Consider the following 17,567-nt stretch of genomic DNA (forward strand, 5'->3'; position numbering starts at 1 on the left):
GCCCGTGGGGACGGCGGGGCCGCCCGGGTCGGCGACGGGGGCGGGACTGCCCGTGTGGGCGGCGGGGACCGGATCGCCCGAGCGGGCGGCGGTTGCGGCGGCCGGAGGGCCGGACACGCCGAGCAGAGCGGCGGTGACGACCGCCGCGGCGAGCGGAGCTGTGCGTCTGTGGAACACCAGCGGCTCCTCGTGTGGGGATGCGACACGGCCGGACTTGTTGCGTCCATGCCATACCATGTGATCTGTAACATAGTAATGTGAAATTGCACTGACAACCCCTCAGGGGCGACGAAGCCGACGGGCGCCCGCCCGGCCCGGCCCGGAACGCGCCGATCCGGTGGCGCACCGCCCGGTTTTCCGGTTCGGTGAGGAGGAGGAAAAGAAGGCAAAGAGAAAGCAACAGGAGCAAAGCGGACGGGCGAGGACGGCCCCGGGCCGCCAGGAGGCGCAACGATGGACTTCACCCTCGAAGTGATCCCGCTGCCGGTGAGCGACATCGACCGGGCCCGCGACTTCTACCGCGACAAGGTGGGCTTCCACGTCGACATCGACACCGAGGTCATGCCGGGCATGCGGATCGTGCAGCTGACACCGCCCGGCTCCGGCTGTTCGATCGCGCTGGGCGACAGCATCTGGGAGATGGCCAAGGGCCCCCGCCCGGCCCCCGGTTCGTACCAGGGCCTCCAGCTGTGCGTGGCCGACATCAAGGCCGCCCACGCCGAGCTGAGGGAACGCGGCCTGGACGTCTCCGAGCCGGTGCAGTACGCCCCGGACGACGGCGCCACGTTCATGTACTTCAAGGACCCCGACGGCAACGGCTGGGCGATCCAGGAGTACCGCCGGCGCGCCACGGAACCCCTCCACCAGGTCCTCGCCGACCTGGCCGCCGAGCGCGCCCGGGAGGCCTGAACCCGCCCGGATCGCAGGGGACTTCGGGCCGGCGCGCCTCATGGTGCACCGGTCGCCGAACAGGACCGGACCTGACCTACATCCTCCGTACTGTCGTCCGTGTCCGGCCGGGAACGCACGGCACCGCCCCCGCACCGAGAGCGGAGACAACCATGACCGCGAACGAGACCACGACCACGACCACGTCCCCCGACTCCCCCGCCGTCGCCGGCGAGCGGGCCGAGATCCTGGGGACGTTGGCCAAGCACCGCGGCTTCCTGCGGCACACCACCCGCGACCTCACCGACGAGCAGGCCGCGCGGCGCACGACCGTCAGCGAGCTGTGTCTGGGCGGTCTGATCAAGCATGTCGCGGCGACCGAGAAGAACTGGGTGGACTTCATCGAGCAGGGCCCGTCGGCACTCGGCGACTTCTCGTCGATGACGCAGGAGGACTTCGAGGCCCGCGCGAACGAGTTCCGGATGCTGCCCGGCGAGACGCTGGCGGGGCTCCTCGACGAGTACGAGGAGGTCGCCCGCCGCACCGAAAAGGTCGTCGCCGCCCTGCCCGGCCTGGACGTGTCGTGGCCGCTGCCCGAGGCACCTTGGTTCGAGCCCGGCGCCCGCTGGTCGGCGCGGCGCGTGCTGCTGCACCTGATCGCCGAGACCGCCCAGCACGCGGGCCACGCGGACATCATCCGCGAGTCCCTGGACGGCGCGAAGACGATGGGCTGAGCCCGCCCGGCCCGCGTGCCGTGCTCAGCAGGGCGCCGAGAGACAGGGCCGACGGCGGCGGCAGCGGGGCGTTCGCCCGGTCCGCGCGGAAGGATTGCAGCAGGTAGGCCACGAGCCTCCGGGACGCCGCCGCGTCGTCCGGCAGGGCGGCGACCATGCCGCAGTGCGCCACCAGGGCCATGACCAGGTCGGAGGGGTGGAAGTCGGGCCGCAGCGCACCGGACTCGCGGGCCCGGCGCACCAGGAGTGCGAGGTCCCGTTCGGCGCGCCGCCCGAGGCGCGCGTGTTCGGGGGCGGCCCCGGGGAAGGCCGCGAGGAACGCGGCCGGGAACCCGCGTTCCTCGCGGTGCAGGGCGCAGACCGTCTCGACCAGATGGCGCAGCCCGTCCCAGGGGTCCGCCGCGGCCAGCGCCTCGGCGAGGGCCCGGGAGCAGGTCTCCCGCTGCCGGGCGAACGCTTCCCGTACAAGGGCGTCGCGGGTGGGGAAGTGCCGGTACAGCGTCGCCACACCCACCCCGGCCCGGCGGGCGACGGCGGCCATCGGGGCGTCGAGGCCGCGCTCGGCGAACACCGCTCGGGCAGCGGCCAGGACGCGCTCCCGGTTGCGGCGGGCGTCCGCCCGCACCCGGTCGGGGGACGTCATCCGAGACGATTCCTGCATCACTGTCTCTCGCTTGGGCCGTAAACGGACGATCGCGTCCGCTTCCAGCCTACGGTCGGCCGCGGATTCCGTACGACCCGGTGAGAAAGGCGGCGCCCATGACCGGCGACCGTGAGCACGCCCGCGACCGCACCCCCGCCTCGGAGGGCGATCACGTCCGCACCCATGACCATGACCGTGATGACGACCGTGACCGCACGATGCGGGCCGTGCTGTACGACCGCTACGGCAGCCCCGACGTCCTGTATCTGAGCCGCGTGCCCCGGCCCGAGCCGGGTCCCGGAGAGATCCTGGTGAAGGTCCGGGCGTTCAGTGTCAACGGCGGTGAGACCGCGGCCCGTTCGGGGCGGCTGCGGGCGTTGACCGGCCGGCGCTTCCCCAAGCGGGTCGGCATGGACTTCTCCGGTGAGGTCGCCGCGCTGGGCCCCGGGGTGGCCCGGTTCACCGTCGGCGACCTCGTCTGGGGGGTGACCGGCCGCACCGCGTTCGGCAGCGCGGCGGAGTACGTGGCCGTCCCCGCCGAACGGGCCGGGCTGCTACCCGAGGGCGTCGACCCGGTGCGGGCCGCCTCGCTCCCGGCGGCCACCGCCGCCGTCGTCGCGCTGCGGGACAAGGCCGGGCTGCGGCCGGGCGACCGGCTGCTCGTGCGGGGCGCCGCGGGCGGCGTCGGGCACGCCGTGGTCCAGCTCGGCCGGGCCTGGGGCGCCGAGGTCACGGGGCTCGCCCGCGCCGCCAACCTCGACTTCGTCCGGGAGCTGGGCGCACACCGGGCCGTCGACCACCGGGGCGTGCGGCCGGAGGAGCTGGGCCGCTTCGACGTGGTCGTGGACACCGTGGGGTCCGACCTGGGCGCGTACCGGCGTCTGCTGCGGCCCGGCGGGCGGATGGTCACCATCGCCTTCGACCTGGGCCGGCCGGTCGCGTCGCTGGGCGGCATCGCGCTGAGCGCGGTGCACGGCCGCCGGAGGATCCGCTTCTTCAGCGGCAATCCGCACCGGGCGGAGTTCGACGACCTCGCCCGCCTCGTCTCCGAGGGCAGTCTGCGGCCCGCGGTCGACAGGGTGTTCCCGCTGGAGGAGACGGCGGACGCGCATCGGGCACTGGAGGCGGGCGGCGTCCGCGGCAAGTACGTGGTCCGGGTCGCGTAGGGGCCGGCAGCGGGTCCGGGGCCCGGCGCAGGGGGCCAGGTCGGCGGCAGACGCCCCGGGCGGCCCCGGGGAGGCTCGGGGCCGGGGGCGGCCATGGGTCCGGGCGAAGGGACAGGCCAGGGGGCCGGCGGTCGTCGACCGCCGGCCCCCGCGCCGTCCTCGTGCCGCGCCGCAGGCGGCGGTCCCGGCTTACAGAACCGGGAGCAGGTTCTTCAGTTCGAAGGCCGTGACCTCGGAGCGGTAGGCCTCCCACTCCTGGCGCTTGTTGCGCAGGAAGAAGTCGAAGACGTGCTCGCCGAGGGTCTCGGCGACGAGGTCGCTGCGCTCCATCAGGGTGAGGGCCTCGCCCAGGTTCTGCGGGAGCGGCTCGATGCCGAGGGCGCGGCGCTCGGCGTCGGAGAGGGCCCACACGTCGTCCTCGGCGCCCGGCGGCAGCTCGTAGCCCTCCTCGATGCCCTTCAGGCCGGCGGCGAGGAGGACGGCGTAGGCCAGGTACGGGTTGGCGCCGGAGTCGAGGGAGCGGACCTCGACACGGGCCGAGCCGGTCTTGCCGGGCTTGTACATGGGGACGCGGACCAGGGCCGAGCGGTTGTTGTGGCCCCAGCAGATGTACGAGGGGGCCTCGCCGCCGGCGCCGGCGGTGCGCTCGGTGCCGCCCCAGATGCGCTTGTAGGAGTTGACCCACTGGTTGGTGACGGCGGAGATCTCCGCCGCGTGCCGCAGCAGGCCCGCGATGAAGGAACGTCCCACCTTGGAGAGCTGGTACTCGGCGCCGGACTCGTAGAACGCGTTGCGGTCGCCCTCGAACAGGGAGAGGTGGGTGTGCATGCCGGAGCCGGGGTGCTCGGAGAACGGCTTCGGCATGAACGTGGCCTGCACGCCCTGCTCCAGCGCCACCTGCTTCATCACCAGGCGGAACGTCATGACGTTGTCGGCGGTGGACAGCGCGTCCGCGTAGCGCAGGTCGATCTCCTGCTGGCCGGGGGCGCCCTCGTGGTGGGAGAACTCCACCGAGATGCCCATCGACTCCAGCATGGTGATGGCCTGGCGGCGGAAGTCCATGCCGACGTTCTGCGGGGTGTGGTCGAAGTAGCCGGAGTTGTCGGCGGGGGTCGGGCGGGAGCCGTCGACCGGCTTGTCCTTCAGCAGGAAGAACTCGATCTCGGGGTGGGTGTAGAAGGTGAAGCCGAGGTCGGAGGCGCGGGCCAGGGCGCGCTTGAGGACGTAGCGCGGGTCGGCGAAGGACGGGGAGCCGTCCGGCATGAGGATGTCGCAGAACATGCGGGCCGTGCCGGGGGCCTCCGCGCGCCAGGGCAGGATCTGGAAGGTGGACGGGTCCGGCTTGGCGATCATGTCGGACTCGTAGACGCGGGCGAAGCCCTCGATCGCGGAGCCGTCGAAACCGATGCCTTCGTCGAACGCCTGCTCCAGTTCGGCAGGGGCCACGGCGACGGACTTGAGGAAGCCCAGCACGTCCGTGAACCACAGGCGTACGAACCGGATGTCGCGCTCCTCCAACGTCCGGAGCACGAACTCCTGCTGCTTGTCCATCTTCCGCTTCCCCATCCTTGCTGGTCAGGCCACCTGTCCCACGTCCCGCGGGCGGGCGGTCGGGCACCTGAGCATCCCACCACAACAGCATTTCGTACGCGTTGCGGACCATGATCGGCCGACCGACCGGGGCGTGAACGCCCCGCGTACGGCAGGTGTACCGCTCAGCCCCATCTTGCCTGCTCGCGCCGACATCCGTAACGGGCGGGCCCCTCCGTGGACGCCGTGGCCGGACACCCCCCCTTTAATTTGCATCTCAGATGCAAGTTTTAATAGGTTGCGAACGCTCCAGCCAGTCCAAGGAGGTCTGATGCTGTCCGCCCCTTCCGCCGCCGTCGTCCGCGCGACCCTGCCCGCCGTCGGCGCCCACCTCGACGAGATCACCGAGCGCTTCTACGCCGGCATGTTCGCCGCCCACCCCGAGCTGCTGCGCGACCTGTTCAACCGCGGCAACCAGGCAGCCGGCACCCAGCGCCGGGCCCTCGCCGGCTCCATCGCTGCCTTCGCCGGCCATCTGCTGGACAACCCCGACCGGCGGCCCGACGCGATGCTCCAGCGCATAGCGCACAAGCACGCCTCCCTCGGTGTCGCGCCCGAGCAGTACCCCATCGTCCACGAGCACCTGTTCGCGGCGATCGCGGGTGTCCTCGGCGACGCCGTCACCCCGGAGGTCGCCGCCGCCTGGGACGAGGTGTACTGGCTGATGGCGAACGCGCTGATCGCGATCGAGAAGCGGCTGTACGAGGAGAGCGGCCAGACCGGCGAGCGGGAGTGGGAGGTCGTCGAGCGCGTCGAGGAGACCGCCGACGTCGTCACGTTCCGGCTGCGCCCCGCCGACGGCGGCCCCGTGCCCCCGTTCCGCGCCGGGCAGTACGTCTCCGTCCGCGTGGAGCTGCCCGACGGCGCCCGCCAGATACGCCAGTACAGCCTCTCCGGCGCCCCCGCCGAGACCATCCGGCAGATCAGCGTCAAGCGCGTCCACGGCGACGCCGCCTCCCCCGACGGCGAGGTCTCCAACCATCTCCACGCGCGCGTGCGCGAGGGCGACATCCTGCTGATGTCGGCGCCGTACGGCGACCTCGTCCTCGCGGACGCCCCGGACGCGCCGGTGCTGCTCGCCTCGGCGGGCATCGGCGTCACCCCGATGATCGCCATGCTGGCCCAGCTCGCGGCCGACGGGCACCGCGCCCCCGTCACCGTCGTGCACGGCGACCGCTCCCCCGCCGACCACGCCCTGCGCACCGAGCACGAGACCTGGACGCACAAGCTGCCCGACGCCTCCCTGCACCTGTGGTACGAGCAGGACGCCCCGGCCGGCGCCCGCACCGGGTACGTGGACCTCGCAGGCATCGACGTTCCCGCGGGCACGCACGCGTACCTGTGCGGTCCGCTGCCCTTCATGCGGTCGGTACGGGAGCAGCTGCTCGCCCGGGGTGTCGCCCCGGCCCGTATCCACTACGAGGTCTTCGGCCCCGACCTCTGGCTGGCCCGGGACTGACCGACGTACCGGAGCGGCGCTCGGCCCGCCCCTGGGCGGCCCCCGCTCAGCGCACCCTCGGCAGCCCGAGGAGCAGCGGGCCCGTCGGCTCGGTGACGAGGTCTGCCAGGGTGATCGGGTCCAGGGTGGCGTAGAACGCCTCCTGGGCCCGGCGCAGCGCCCCGCGCAGCCGGCAGGCGGTGTGCAGGGGGCAGGGCGTGGCCCCCTCGCAGTCGACGACGTCCCCGTCGCCCTCGAAGGTGCGCACGACGGCACCCACGGACGCCGTACGGCCCTTGTCGCTGAGGGCGAGTCCGCCGCCCCGTCCGCGCCGGGCGTCGACCAGGCCCAGATGCTGAAGCTCGGCGACGACCTTGGCGGCGTGCGTGTAGGGCACGTCCATCTCGGCGGCGATCTCCCGCGTGGTGGGCAGGGGGGTGTCGGACACCGCGAGCCTCATGAGGAAGCGCAGGGCGAGGTCGGTGGAGCGCAGGAGCCGCATACCGGCCAGCCTAGATAATGCGAGTCGCAGATACCACTTATCGGCGCGGTCCTGCCAGGGCCGAAGGTCCCTGCCGCGCCGACGGCCGTGAGGCCCCCGCGGATGTCCGGGCCCGCTCTACAGCGCGCCCCTCCTTCCCCACTACGATCAGCCGCACCCGTCAGTCCCCCCTCTCCCCCGAAGGACACCCCATGGGCTCCGGCAACACGAGCAGCAGCGCGGCGCGCAAGGCGCGCATAGAGGAGATGCGGCGTGCCGAGCAGGCCCGCGAGCGGCGCAACCGGGTCCTCGTCATCGGGGGTTCCGTGGTGGCGGTCGCCGCGCTCGTCGTGGGTGCGGTGTTCGTCGTGAAGTCGCAGTCGGGCTCGGACGACTCCTCCGCGTCGGGCAGCGCCAAGAACGCCTCCGGGCACTGGGTGACCGGCTCCGACGGGGTGAAGACGTGGGAGGGCGACCTGTCCCGCAACCACACCGGCAGCAGCGTCTCCTACCCGATGCAGCCCCCGGTCGGCGGCGACCACAACCCGGTCTGGGCGGACTGCAACGGCACCGTGTACACGAAGCCGGTGAAGAACGAGAACGCCGTGCACTCGCTGGAGCACGGCGCGGTCTGGGTGACGTACACGGACAAGGCCGCGAAGGCGGACGTGGAGGCGCTGGCCGCCAAGGTGAAGAAGACGCCGTACACGCTGATGAGCCCGTACGAGAAGCAGGACGCGCCGATCGTGCTGTCGGCGTGGGGGCACCAGCGGACGGTGACGGGCGCGAGCGACCCGGCGGTCGACCAGTTCTTCCAGACGTATGTGCAGGGCAAGCAGACCCCCGAGCCGGGGGCCTCGTGCACCGGCGGGACGATGCAGTGAGGCGGCAGCAGGTCGGGCTGATCGCCGGGGCCGCGGCGGCGGTGCTCGTCGCGGCCGGGGCGATCACCTGGGCGGTCGCGCAGGAGGACGGCGGCACGTCCGTCGCGGTGCCGGCGGCGGACTCGGCGGACGCCGGGTTCGCGCGGGACATGGCGGTCCACCATCAGCAGGCGGTGGAGATGTCGTACATCGTGCGCGACCGCACGCAGGACGAGGAGGTCCGCCGGCTCGCGTACGACATCGCGCAGACGCAGGCCAACCAGCGCGGCATGCTGCTGGGCTGGCTGGATCTGTGGGGCCTGCCGAAGGTGTCCGCGGACCCGCCGATGACGTGGATGGGCATGCGCGGCATGCCGGAGGCGAAGGACGGCGCGCTGATGCCGGGCATGGCCACCGACAGCGACCTGGAGAAGCTGCGCACGCTCGACGGGCGGCAGGCCGAGGTGTTCTATCTGCAACTGATGACGGAGCACCACAAGGGCGGCGTCCACATGGCCGAGGGGTGCGCGCGGGCGTGCACGGTCGGGGCGGAGAAGCGGCTCGCCGAGGGCATGGTGGAGGCGCAGCAGTCGGAGATCGCGCTGATGGCGGACATGCTGAAGGCCCGCGGCGCGAAACCGCGGGCCTGAGCGGGCCCCTGCGCCCCGTGCGCTTCCGCGCCCTTGCGCCGCTAGGCGGTCTCGCGCCACCCGTTGGTGATGGGCAGGCGGCGGTCCTTGCCGAAGCCCTTCGCGGAGATCTTGGTGCCCGGCGGGTACTGGCGGCGCTTGTACTCGGCGGTGTCGACCATGCGCAGGGTCTTGGTGACGAGGTCGCGGTCGAAGCCGGCGGCGACGATCGTGTCGGCGCCCTGGTCGCGGTCGACGTACCGTTCCAGGATGGCGTCGAGGACCGGGTAGTCCGGCAGGGAGTCGGTGTCCACCTGGCCGGGCCGCAGTTCGGCGCTGGGCGGCTTGGTGACGGAGTTCTCGGGGATCGGCGGGGTCTCGCCGCGCTCCTCGGCGGCGCGGTTGCGCCATTCGGCGAGCCGCCGGACCCACGTCTTGTAGACGTCCTTGATCGGGCCGTAGGCGCCGACGGAGTCGCCGTACAGGGTGGAGTAGCCGACGGCCAGCTCCGACTTGTTGCCGGGGGCGAGGACGATGTGGCCCTCCTGGTTGGACAGGGCCATCAGCAGGGTGCCGCGCAGCCGGGACTGCAGGTTCTCCTCGGCGAGGCCGGTCAGTTCGGTGGCCGCCATGTAGGCGTCGAACATGGGCGCGATGGAGATCGTGCGGAAGTTCAGGCCGGTACGGCGGGCCAGTTCGGCGGCGTCGCCGCGGGAGTGCTCGGAGGAGTACTTCGACGGCATGGACACGCCGTACACGTTCTCGGGGCCGACGGCGTCGCAGGCGATCGCCGCGACGAGGGCGGAGTCGATGCCGCCGGACAGGCCGATGAGGACGGAGCGGAAGCCGTTCTTGCGGACGTAGGCGCGCAGGCCGACGACCAGCGCGGAGTACACCTCCTCCTCGTCGTCCATGCGGGGGGCGTGGCTGCCGGTGTGCTCGGCCTCGTATGCCGGCAGGGGTTCCTCGGAGAGGACGACTCGGTCGATGCGCAGGCCGTCGTCGACGGTGCCGGTGGGGGCGCCGGGGTCGGCGGCGGGCAGGTCGAGATCGACGACGAGGCAGGTCTCGGAGAACTGGGGGGCGCGGGCGACGACCTCGCCGTGCCGGTCGACGACGATCGAGTCGCCGTCGAACACCAGATCGTCCTGGGCGCCCATCATGGCGAGGTAGGCGGTGGTGCAGCCGGCCTCCTGGGCGCGCTTGCGGACCAGTTCCAGGCGGGTGTCGTCCTTGTCGCGCTCGTACGGCGAGGCGTTGACGGACAGCAGGAGTCCGGCGCGGGCGGAGCGGGCGGCGGGGACACGGCCGCCGTCCTGCCACAGGTCCTCGCAGATGGCGAGGGCGATGTCGACGCCGTGCAGGCGGACCACGGGCATGGTGTCGCCGGGCACGAAGTAGCGGAACTCGTCGAACACGCCGTAGTTCGGCAGATGGTGCTTGGCGTAGGTGAGAACGATCTCGCCGCGGTGCAGCAGCGCGGCGGCGTTCTGCGGGGCGCCCGCCGGCTGGCCGTACTTCGGCTGGGCGGTCTCGCAGCGGTCGAGGTAGCCGACGAGGACCGGCAGCTCGCCGAGCCCCTCGTCGGCGAGGCGGGCGGCGAGGGCGCGCAGTGCGGCGCGGGAGGCCTCCACGAAGGAGGACCGCAGGGCGAGGTCCTCGACGGGATAGCCGGTGAGGGCCATCTCCGGGAAGGCCGCGAGATGCGCCCCCTGCTCGGCGGAGTGCCGACTCCAGCGGACGATCGCCTCGGAGTTCCCGGCGAGGTCGCCGACGCGCGAGTCGATCTGGTTCAGGGCGAGTCGAAGTTGAGGCACACGCCCAGTGTAATCGTCAGAGCGACGCGATGGGGGGCGGCGTGGTGCGGCGCACACGGGACCCACCCGTTGTGCGCGCCCCGCGCCGCCCCCGGCCGCGGTTACCGGCGGCGGTACGACCGGACGTATCCGGCGGCGGGCGAGCCGACGCCGGTGACGTCGTCGTAGCCCTTGACCGCCTTCAGCGAGCTGTCGTTGCCGAGGGTGCGCACGGAGGTGGTCAGTCCGTCGGCGGCGTCGTGGCCGTTGACGTAGTCGACGCGGGCCACGGCCAGTCCGCGGCCCGTGGGACGGTCGGTGACGTCGTGGTAGGCCTTCGTGCCGGAGCGGGCGTAGATCGCCGGGTTGGCGAAGCCGAGGGCCCGTCCGCCGTTCGCCTCCTGGGCGAGGGCCTGGACGCCGGCGATGACGGGCGCGGCGAGCGAGGTGCCGCCGATGCGGTACTCGCTGTAGCGCTGGGCGCCGTCGGGGAAGGTCTGCGTCTGCCCGACGAGGAACCCGGTGTTGGGGTCGGCGATCGCCGCGATGTCCGGGACGACGCGGTTGCCCTGGGCGCTGTTGGCGCGGGCGAGCGCGTTCGGGACGACGCCCTTCTGGTAGTACGGCTGGGCGACGGTGCGGCTGGTGCCCCCGCCGGCGCCGGAGGTGAACGCGCCGGGGAAGCCGGTCCAGCTCCTGCCGTCGGCGGACAGTGTGGCCTTGGTGGTGCCCCAGCCGGTCTCCCACAGGTACTTGTCGCCCTTGCCGACCGCGAGGGAGGTGCCGCCGACTGCGGTCACCCAGGCGGAGTTGGCGGGGGTGTCGACCTGCTTGGTGCCGGTCGCGGCGACCTCGTCGCCGTCGTCGCCGGAGGAGAAGTAGAAGCCGATCCCCTCGACCGCGCCGAACTGGAACACCTGGTCGTAGGCGGCGGCGAGGTCCGGCGTCTGGTTGGCCTCGATGTCGCCCCAGGAGTTGGAGACGATGTCCGCGAGATGGTTGTCGACGATCTTGCTGAGGGAGTCGAGCAGGTCGTCGTCGTAGCAGGACGCGGCGCCGACGTACGTCACCTGCGCGTCGGGCGCGAGTGCGTGCACGGCCTCGACGTCGAGGGTCTCCTCCCCGTACCAGCCGGCCGCGCCGCACTCCTCGGTCCGCGAGTAGGCGCCGGGCAGCACCTGGCGCAGCTGCCCGGTCCGCCAGGCGGCGTCGCCGTGCTTCTTCGCGTACGTCGCCACGTCGTAGGCGATGGTCGGCGAGGCGTAGGCGTCGGTGATGGCGATGCGGACCCCCTTGCCGGTGTAGCGGCCCGCGCCGTACGCGGCACGCAGCTGACGCCCGGTGTAGCCCTGGACGGCGTACGGGATCCTCTGCCCGTAGGCGCGGGGCAGCGTGGTCGCCACGTTCGAGCCGTGGTACGAGGAGAAGGGCCCGGCGTTCCTGAACACCGCGTCCGGCGGCGGCAGCTGGTCCTTGTGCTTCGCCTTGTGCGGGGCGTTGTCGAGGCCGGTGACGGTGAGCACGGCGTCGGCGACATCGGCCGGCGCGGAGGCGGTGGACGCCGGGGCGCGGTAGGTGGCGCCGCCCTTGGCGTAGGTGTGCAGCTGGGTGCCGAAGGCCCGCTCGGCGGCGGCGACATCGCCGCTGACGGCGACGTAGTGCGCGGTGACGGCGGTGACCTTCAGGCCGGCGGAGGTCAGCCACGCCTTCACGGCGGCGACCTGCGCCGGGGTGGCGCCGAAGCGGGCCTGGGCCTGAGCGGGCGTCAGATACCTGCCGTACGAGGCGGACGACGGGTCGGACACGGCCCTGGCGTACGCGGCGAGCCCGGCCGCGTCGCGTCCGGCGAGATAGACGCGGGCGGACACCTGCGCGCTGTCCGGCGCGGCACCCTTGTCGGCCTTGGCCGTCGCCCAGGCCGGCTTGGTCCCGGCCAGCGCGTCACGGTGCGCTCCGTCGGCGGCGTGCGCGGGTATGCCGAGCGCCAGCGCGCCCGCGAGCAGGGGCAGGGTGGCTGCCAGGCTCGCTCCGGCGCGCAGCTTGGCGCGGTTGGATCTCATAGAACCCCCTGAGTGCGGTTCGCTGCGAGTGATCACTCGCCGGGGGCCACTCTTTCGATGAACCGTTCATGTCAGGGGAATGGGCGGGCCAAGAAGAGTTTCCGGTTGCCCAAGAGGAGACCAAAAGGCTTACGGGGAAGCGGGTCTGACGGGTGTTCGGACGGCGTCGCGGGGCGGGCGGCGACGGGGCGGGAGCCGGGCGGCGCAGGCACGCAAAGGGGCAGCCCGCCGACGGGGGACGATCGGCGGGCTGCCCGGTGGTGCCGCTGTGGCCCTGTGGGGGGTGCCCCGTACGAGGACTCGCACGGCGTCCTGTGCGGGGCCTTGGGGGCTCCCCGGGGCGCGATCGGCCCGGGGAGCCCCGGTGGGTCAGTGGACGGAGTGCGCTTCCGTCGGGAAGGTGCCGCCGACCACGTCCTCGGCGAACGCCTTCACCGCGTCGCCCATGACGGTGCGCAGGTCGGCGTACTGCTTGACGAACTTCGGCACGCGGCCCTGCGTCAGGCCCAGCATGTCCGTCCACACCAGGACCTGCGCGTCCGTCTCCGGGCCCGCACCGATGCCGACGGTCGGGATGTGCAGGACGCGGGTGACCTCGGCGGCCAGCTCGGCCGGGACCAGCTCCAGCACGACGGCGAAGGCGCCCGCGTCCTGGACGGCCTTGGCGTCGCGCAGCAGCTGCTGGGCCGCCTCCTCGCCGCGGCCCTGGACGCGGTAGCCCATGGCGTTGACGGACTGCGGGGTGAGGCCGATGTGGGCCATCACGGGGATGCCGGACTCGACCAGCAGGCGGATCTGCTCGTGGGAGCGCTCGCCGCCCTCCAGCTTGACGGCCTGCACCCCGGCCTCCTTCACCAGGCGGGTGGCCGAGCGCAGCGCCTGCACCGGGCCCTCCTGGTAGGAGCCGAACGGCAGGTCGCCGACGATCAGAGACCGCTTGGTGCCGCGGACGACGGCCGCGGACAGCATGGTCATCTCGTCGAGGGTGACGGGCACGGTCGTCTCGTAGCCCAGGTGACAGTTGCCGGCCGAGTCGCCGACCAGGATGACCGGGATGCCGGCCTCGTCGAAGACGGAGGCGGTCATCGCGTCGTAGGCGGTGAGCATGGGCCACTTCTCGCCCCGCTCCTTGGCGAGGGCGATGTCACGGACGGTGATGCGGCGGCTGCTCTTGCCCCCGTACAGCGCCTTGCTGCCGTCGGAGGACTTGGGCTGCGCGTTCTGGGCAGCCGGAAGCTGCGTCATGGCAACGGCTCCTTATTGCGTCATCTCGAGGCGCCCTGACGGCGTCCCCGGACCGCTTCCCATGGTGGCACTTCGTGCCAGGGGAGGCCAGAGGCGGCCCCCGGAAAGAGAATGTGGGCAATACCTCGGCAAATTTTTTCGATACGAGACGGTTCCGTATCGGAAATGGGCTTAGGCTCGCCCCATGACCACTCCAGCCGTCACCTCCGGGCGCATACCGGAAGCGGTGCACCGGCGCCGCTGGGCGATCCTCGGTGTGCTGATGCTCAGCCTGCTGATCGTCGTCCTGGACAACTCCATCCTGAACGTCGCCATCAAGACCATCTCCACCCCCGCGCCGACCGGACTGGGCGCGACCCAGAGCGAGCTGGAGTGGGCGATCAACGCCTATACGCTCGTCTTCGCCGGTCTGCTGTTCACCGCCGGCCTGCTCGGCGACCGGCTGGGCCGCAAGAAGGTGCTGCTCGGCGGCCTCGCCGTGTTCGGCATCGGTTCCGCGCTGGCCGCCGAGTCCGGCTCGCCGACCCAGCTGATCGTCTTCCGTGCCCTGATGGGCCTGGGCGCCGCATTCGTGATGCCCGCCACGCTCGCCGTGCTGATGAACGTGTTCGAGCGTGAGGAGCAGCCCCGCGCCATCGGCATCTGGGCGGGCGGTGTCGGCCTGGCCATCGCCATCGGGCCGATCACCGGCGGTGTGCTGCTGGACCACTTCTGGTGGGGGTCCGTCTTCCTCGTCAACGTGCCGATCGTGGTGCTGGCGCTCGCGCTGATGGTGTGGCTGGTGCCCGACTCCCGCGACCCGAACCCGGGCAGGCTCGATCCGGCCGGTGTCGCCCTGTCCGTCGTCGGCCTGGTGCTGCTGGTCTACGGCATCATCAAGGGCGGCGAGCTGGCCGACTTCACCGATGCGACGGTGCTGGCGTTCATCGCCGCCGGACTCGCGGTGCTGGTCGCGTTCGTCGTCGTCGAGAAGCGCAGCGACCACCCGTCCATCGACGTCACCTACTTCAGGAACAAGGTCTTCTCCGCCGCGATCGCCGCCATCGCGCTGGTCTTCTTCGCGCTGATGGGCGTCACCTTCTTCTCCGTCTTCTACACGCAGAGCGTGCGCGGCTACTCGCCGCTGGAGACCGGTCTGCTGCTGCTGCCGCTGGCCGCCGCCCAGCTGGTGTTCGCGCCGCGGGCCCGGCTCCTCGTCGACCGGTTCGGCAACCGCGCCACCACGACCGGCGGGATGCTCCTCATCGCCGGCATGCTCGCGATGTTCGCGGTGCTGGACGCCGACACCCCGATCTGGCTGCTGGAGGTCGTGTTCTTCCTGATGGGCACCGGCATGGCCCACATCATGACCCCGGTCAGCGTCGTCATCATGCAGGCGCTGCCCCGGGAGAAGGCCGGCTCCGCCTCCGCGCTCAGCAACACCTTCCGCCAGGTCGGCGGCGCGCTCGGCGTCGCCGTGCTGGGCTCGGTGCTCTCCACGTCGTACCGCAGCGGCATCGAGGGCAGGCTGGGGCTGGTACCACCCGCGCTGCGGGACACCGCCGGCGAGTCCATCGAGGCCACCCTGGGCGTGGCGGCACGGCTCGGCCCGCGGGGCCGGGAGCTGGTCGGCCCGGCCAACGACGCCTTCCTGCACGCCATGCACGTCACCGCGATCGGCGGTGCCGCCATCGCGCTGGTCGGCGCGGTCGTCGTGGCGGCGTTCCTGCCGGGGCGGCAGGCCCGGCCGGGGCAGGAGGAGCCGCAGCGGGAGCCGGTGGCCGCGGCCGAATAGCCGTCGAGCCGGCGCCGAGGGGGCGCGGGGGCGGACCGGCCGAAAGGGGACGTACGGCGCACGGGGGCCGCAGGGGGACCTGAGGCCGTGGGCGCGAGCCCGAACGGCCCCGGTGCCGGGGGAGAATCTCTCCAGCACACACGAAGGGACCGAGTGACGTGAGCCCCGCCAGCAACCACGGCACGGCCGCACCGGCACCGCCCGCGCGGGGCCGCCCCCGCAGCGAGGCCGCGGAACGCGCCATCCTGGACGGCGCGATGAAGCTGCTGGAGGACGGCGTACCGCTGGCCGAACTGTCCATCGAGCGGATCGCCCGCACCGCCGGCGTCGGCAAGGCCACCATCTACCGCCGCTGGAGCGGCAAGGAAGAGCTGTTCGTCGACGTCATACGGGCCGCCGAACCGGAGGACCCCGAACTGCCCGGCACCGGGCTGCGCGACGACCTCGTCGTCCTGCTGGAGTCGCTGCGCCAACGCGGTGTCGCCAGCCGGTCCTCCGCCCTCCTGCACAACGTGCACGCCCAGATGAAGAGCAGCCCCAAGCTGTGGGCTGCCTACCAGGCCAACGTCATCGCCCCGCGCCGCAGACTCGGCCTGGAGGTGCTGCGGCGCGGGCAGCTCAACGGCGAACTGCGCGCCGACGTCGACCTGGAGCTCGCCAACGACCTGTTCGTCGGCCCGATGCTGGTGCGTGCGGTGATGCGCCCCGAATCCGATCTGCCCGAGGGACTGTCCGAGGAGATCGTCGACACGGTGCTGGCCGGCCTACGGCCCGTCAGCCCGCCGTGAACAACCGTCCCGATGTGCGGATTCCGTCACAGAACGGGCTGTCACCCCGGCCGTCCGGAACTCGCCGGAGTCCGGTGGACGTCCTCGTGGCCGTACGGCCGTCATGCGACGGCGGAACGGAACCGATCATCCCCTAGGGTCGTAGGCCACGGGGGCGACGGTGTGCACGGCAGGTAGTGAGGCGACGGTATGGCGCAGCAGGCATACGTGACGGAGACGGACGACGGCGGCTCGGGCGACGAGCGACCGGGTTCCCGCCTCCGGCGCCTGGCGGCCCGCGTCGTCGGCCCGTGGCGGGGCGACCGGCGGATCTGGCGGCGCGGCATCGTGCTCGCGGCGGTCGCCGTGCTTCTCGCGCTGGTGATGCTGGTCCACTCGCACATCCCCAACCGGCTCGGAAATCTGGGCAGCCTGACGGAGACGTTCCTGCCCTGGCTGGGGCTGCTGGTGCCGGTGCTGCTGGTCTGCGCGCTGGTACGGCGGTCGGCGACCGCGCTGATCGCGGTGGTGCTGCCCGTGGCCGTATGGCTGAACCTGTTCGGCGGGCTGCTCACCGACAAGACCGCCGGCGGCGGTGATCTGACGGTGGCCACGCACAACGTCAACGCCGACAACCCGGACCCGTCCGGCACCGCCCGCGCGGTCGCCGCGTCCGGCGCGGACGTCGTCGCCCTGGAGGAGCTGAAGGCGTCCGCCGTCCCCACCTACAAGGACGCGCTGGCGTCGGCGTACCGCTACCACTCGGTGCAGGGCACGGTCGGGCTGTGGAGCAAGTACCCGCTGGACGACGTCCGGGCCGTCGACATCCAGCTGGGCTGGACGCGGGCGATGCGTGCCACCGTCGCCACACCGGCCGGGCGGGTCGCGGTGTACGTCGCGCATCTGCCGTCGGTGCGGGTGAAGATCGAGGCCGGGTTCACCGCGCGGCAGCGGGACAAGAGCGCCGACGCGCTCGGCGAGGCCATCGCGCACGAGCCGCTGGGCCGGGTGATCCTGCTCGGCGACCTCAACGGCACCATGAACGACCGCTCGCTGAACGCCGTCACCTCGCAGATGCGCTCCACGCAGGGCGCGGCGGGCAACGGGTTCGGGTTCAGCTGGCCGGCGTCGTTCCCGATGGCGCGGATCGACCAGATCATGGTCAAGGGCATCGAGCCGGAGAGTTCCTGGACCCTGCCGGAGACGGGCAGCGACCATCTGCCGGTCGCGGCGCGGGTGAAGGTCGCGGCGTCGTAGCCGCCGCGGACGCCGTCACGCCGCAGCAGGGTGTGAGCGCGGCCACGCTCTGGCCGATGTGAGTGTCATCACGTCGTGACGCGCAGGACAACGGGCGGAATACCGGCCCGGGGAGACTTTGTTCCGGACGAGAACATAAGCTGTCCTGATGCCCGCGTCCGGGCGCCGGTGGACCACATCGGCGACGCGGTCCGTACGCCCGCTCCCCGCTCCCTCCCCGCTCCCCTGTGAAAGGC

Annotated in this window: 15 protein-coding genes; 9 read left to right on the top strand and 6 right to left on the bottom strand. The window is 72.4% G+C overall.

The annotated features are described in order from the left end of the window. The first annotated feature begins 453 nt into the window (after positions 1 to 453). Positions 454 to 909 (top strand): VOC family protein, encoded by a 456-nt coding sequence (locus MTQ10_RS15730; protein ID WP_247468164.1) that lies wholly within the window; start codon positions 454 to 456, stop codon positions 907 to 909. A gap of 152 nt (positions 910 to 1,061) precedes the next feature. Next, positions 1,062 to 1,622: a DinB family protein gene (locus MTQ10_RS15735; RefSeq protein WP_247468166.1), complete on the top strand. Its 561-nt coding sequence runs from the start codon at positions 1,062 to 1,064 to the stop codon at positions 1,620 to 1,622. Here the strand turns inward: MTQ10_RS15735 and MTQ10_RS15740 are convergent. Next, complete coding sequence (locus MTQ10_RS15740; protein ID WP_247468170.1) at positions 1,582 to 2,283, bottom strand: TetR/AcrR family transcriptional regulator; 702 nt, start codon at positions 2,281 to 2,283, stop codon at positions 1,582 to 1,584. The genes MTQ10_RS15735 and MTQ10_RS15740 overlap by 41 nt on opposite strands. Before the next feature lie 200 nt (positions 2,284 to 2,483). Here MTQ10_RS15740 and MTQ10_RS15745 point away from each other — a divergent pair, with 200 nt between their 5' ends. Then, a complete protein-coding gene (locus MTQ10_RS15745; protein WP_247468205.1) occupies positions 2,484 to 3,431 on the top strand; it encodes an NAD(P)-dependent alcohol dehydrogenase in 948 nt (315 codons plus the stop codon). A gap of 189 nt (positions 3,432 to 3,620) precedes the next feature. Here the strand turns inward: MTQ10_RS15745 and glnA are convergent, their stop codons facing one another. After that, on the bottom strand, positions 3,621 to 4,982 hold the full coding sequence (gene glnA / locus MTQ10_RS15750) for a type I glutamate--ammonia ligase (protein WP_247468173.1): 1,362 nt from the start codon (positions 4,980 to 4,982) through the stop codon (positions 3,621 to 3,623). 310 nt (positions 4,983 to 5,292) lie between these two features. Here glnA and MTQ10_RS15755 point away from each other — a divergent pair, with 310 nt between their 5' ends. After that, on the top strand, positions 5,293 to 6,480 hold the full coding sequence (locus MTQ10_RS15755; protein ID WP_247468176.1) for a globin domain-containing protein: 1,188 nt from the start codon (positions 5,293 to 5,295) through the stop codon (positions 6,478 to 6,480). A gap of 46 nt (positions 6,481 to 6,526) precedes the next feature. Here the strand turns inward: MTQ10_RS15755 and MTQ10_RS15760 are convergent, their stop codons facing one another. Continuing rightward, positions 6,527 to 6,961 (bottom strand): RrF2 family transcriptional regulator, encoded by a 435-nt coding sequence (locus tag MTQ10_RS15760; RefSeq protein ID WP_247468179.1) that lies wholly within the window; start codon positions 6,959 to 6,961, stop codon positions 6,527 to 6,529. Between the two features lie 191 nt (positions 6,962 to 7,152). On the opposite strand from MTQ10_RS15760, the gene MTQ10_RS15765 reads away from it, so the two are divergent. Continuing rightward, positions 7,153 to 7,824, top strand: coding sequence for a DUF3105 domain-containing protein (locus MTQ10_RS15765; RefSeq protein WP_247468182.1), 672 nt, complete (start codon positions 7,153 to 7,155; stop codon positions 7,822 to 7,824). Then, the gene (locus MTQ10_RS15770) at positions 7,821 to 8,453 is read left to right on the top strand and encodes a DUF305 domain-containing protein (RefSeq protein WP_247468187.1); all 633 of its coding nucleotides are present in this window, start codon (positions 7,821 to 7,823) and stop codon (positions 8,451 to 8,453) included. The genes MTQ10_RS15765 and MTQ10_RS15770 overlap by 4 nt, the downstream gene beginning before the upstream one ends. A 41-nt stretch (positions 8,454 to 8,494) precedes the next feature. Here the strand turns inward: MTQ10_RS15770 and MTQ10_RS15775 are convergent, their stop codons facing one another. From MTQ10_RS15775 to panB, 3 genes are all read right to left on the bottom strand, one after another. After that, the gene (locus MTQ10_RS15775) at positions 8,495 to 10,249 is read right to left on the bottom strand and encodes an NAD+ synthase (protein WP_247468188.1); all 1,755 of its coding nucleotides are present in this window, start codon (positions 10,247 to 10,249) and stop codon (positions 8,495 to 8,497) included. 101 nt (positions 10,250 to 10,350) lie between these two features. Beyond that, entirely contained in the window at positions 10,351 to 12,288 is a 1,938-nt protein-coding gene (locus MTQ10_RS15780) for a S53 family peptidase (protein WP_247468191.1), read from the bottom strand. 369 nt (positions 12,289 to 12,657) lie between these two features. Beyond that, positions 12,658 to 13,533 (bottom strand): 3-methyl-2-oxobutanoate hydroxymethyltransferase, encoded by an 876-nt coding sequence (gene panB, locus MTQ10_RS15785; RefSeq protein ID WP_247468193.1) that lies wholly within the window; start codon positions 13,531 to 13,533, stop codon positions 12,658 to 12,660. Positions 13,534 to 13,717: 184 nt separating this feature from the next. Between panB and MTQ10_RS15790 the strand changes: the two genes are divergently transcribed. From MTQ10_RS15790 to MTQ10_RS15800, 3 genes are all read left to right on the top strand, one after another. Further along, entirely contained in the window at positions 13,718 to 15,307 is a 1,590-nt protein-coding gene (locus MTQ10_RS15790; RefSeq protein ID WP_247468197.1) for an MFS transporter, read from the top strand. A gap of 158 nt (positions 15,308 to 15,465) precedes the next feature. Then, positions 15,466 to 16,095, top strand: coding sequence for a TetR/AcrR family transcriptional regulator (locus tag MTQ10_RS15795; RefSeq protein ID WP_247468200.1), 630 nt, complete (start codon positions 15,466 to 15,468; stop codon positions 16,093 to 16,095). Positions 16,096 to 16,284: 189 nt separating this feature from the next. Further along, positions 16,285 to 17,331 (top strand): endonuclease/exonuclease/phosphatase family protein, encoded by a 1,047-nt coding sequence (locus MTQ10_RS15800; protein ID WP_247468202.1) that lies wholly within the window; start codon positions 16,285 to 16,287, stop codon positions 17,329 to 17,331. Positions 17,332 to 17,567 lie beyond the last annotated feature (236 nt).

This window comes from Streptomyces sp. XM83C, assembly GCF_023072675.1.
Classification (GTDB): domain Bacteria; phylum Actinomycetota; class Actinomycetes; order Streptomycetales; family Streptomycetaceae; genus Streptomyces; species Streptomyces thermocoprophilus.

Excerpts from the sequence above, each read along its gene's own strand:
- MTQ10_RS15755 (WP_247468176.1), top strand. The coding sequence starts at position 5,293 with ATGCTGTCCGCCCCTTCCGCCGCCGTCGTCCGCGCGACCCTGCCCGCC.
- MTQ10_RS15780 (WP_247468191.1), bottom strand. The coding sequence starts at position 12,288 with ATGAGATCCAACCGCGCCAAGCTGCGCGCCGGAGCGAGCCTGGCAGCC.
- MTQ10_RS15790 (WP_247468197.1), top strand. The coding sequence starts at position 13,718 with ATGACCACTCCAGCCGTCACCTCCGGGCGCATACCGGAAGCGGTGCAC.
- MTQ10_RS15745 (WP_247468205.1), top strand. The coding sequence starts at position 2,484 with ATGCGGGCCGTGCTGTACGACCGCTACGGCAGCCCCGACGTCCTGTAT.
- MTQ10_RS15740 (WP_247468170.1), bottom strand. The coding sequence starts at position 2,283 with ATGCAGGAATCGTCTCGGATGACGTCCCCCGACCGGGTGCGGGCGGAC.
- MTQ10_RS15800 (WP_247468202.1), top strand. The coding sequence starts at position 16,285 with ATGGCGCAGCAGGCATACGTGACGGAGACGGACGACGGCGGCTCGGGC.
- MTQ10_RS15765 (WP_247468182.1), top strand. The coding sequence starts at position 7,153 with ATGGGCTCCGGCAACACGAGCAGCAGCGCGGCGCGCAAGGCGCGCATA.
- MTQ10_RS15760 (WP_247468179.1), bottom strand. The coding sequence starts at position 6,961 with ATGCGGCTCCTGCGCTCCACCGACCTCGCCCTGCGCTTCCTCATGAGG.
- MTQ10_RS15735 (WP_247468166.1), top strand. The coding sequence starts at position 1,062 with ATGACCGCGAACGAGACCACGACCACGACCACGTCCCCCGACTCCCCC.
- MTQ10_RS15730 (WP_247468164.1), top strand. The coding sequence starts at position 454 with ATGGACTTCACCCTCGAAGTGATCCCGCTGCCGGTGAGCGACATCGAC.
- glnA (WP_247468173.1), bottom strand. The coding sequence starts at position 4,982 with ATGGACAAGCAGCAGGAGTTCGTGCTCCGGACGTTGGAGGAGCGCGAC.
- panB (WP_247468193.1), bottom strand. The coding sequence starts at position 13,533 with ATGACGCAGCTTCCGGCTGCCCAGAACGCGCAGCCCAAGTCCTCCGAC.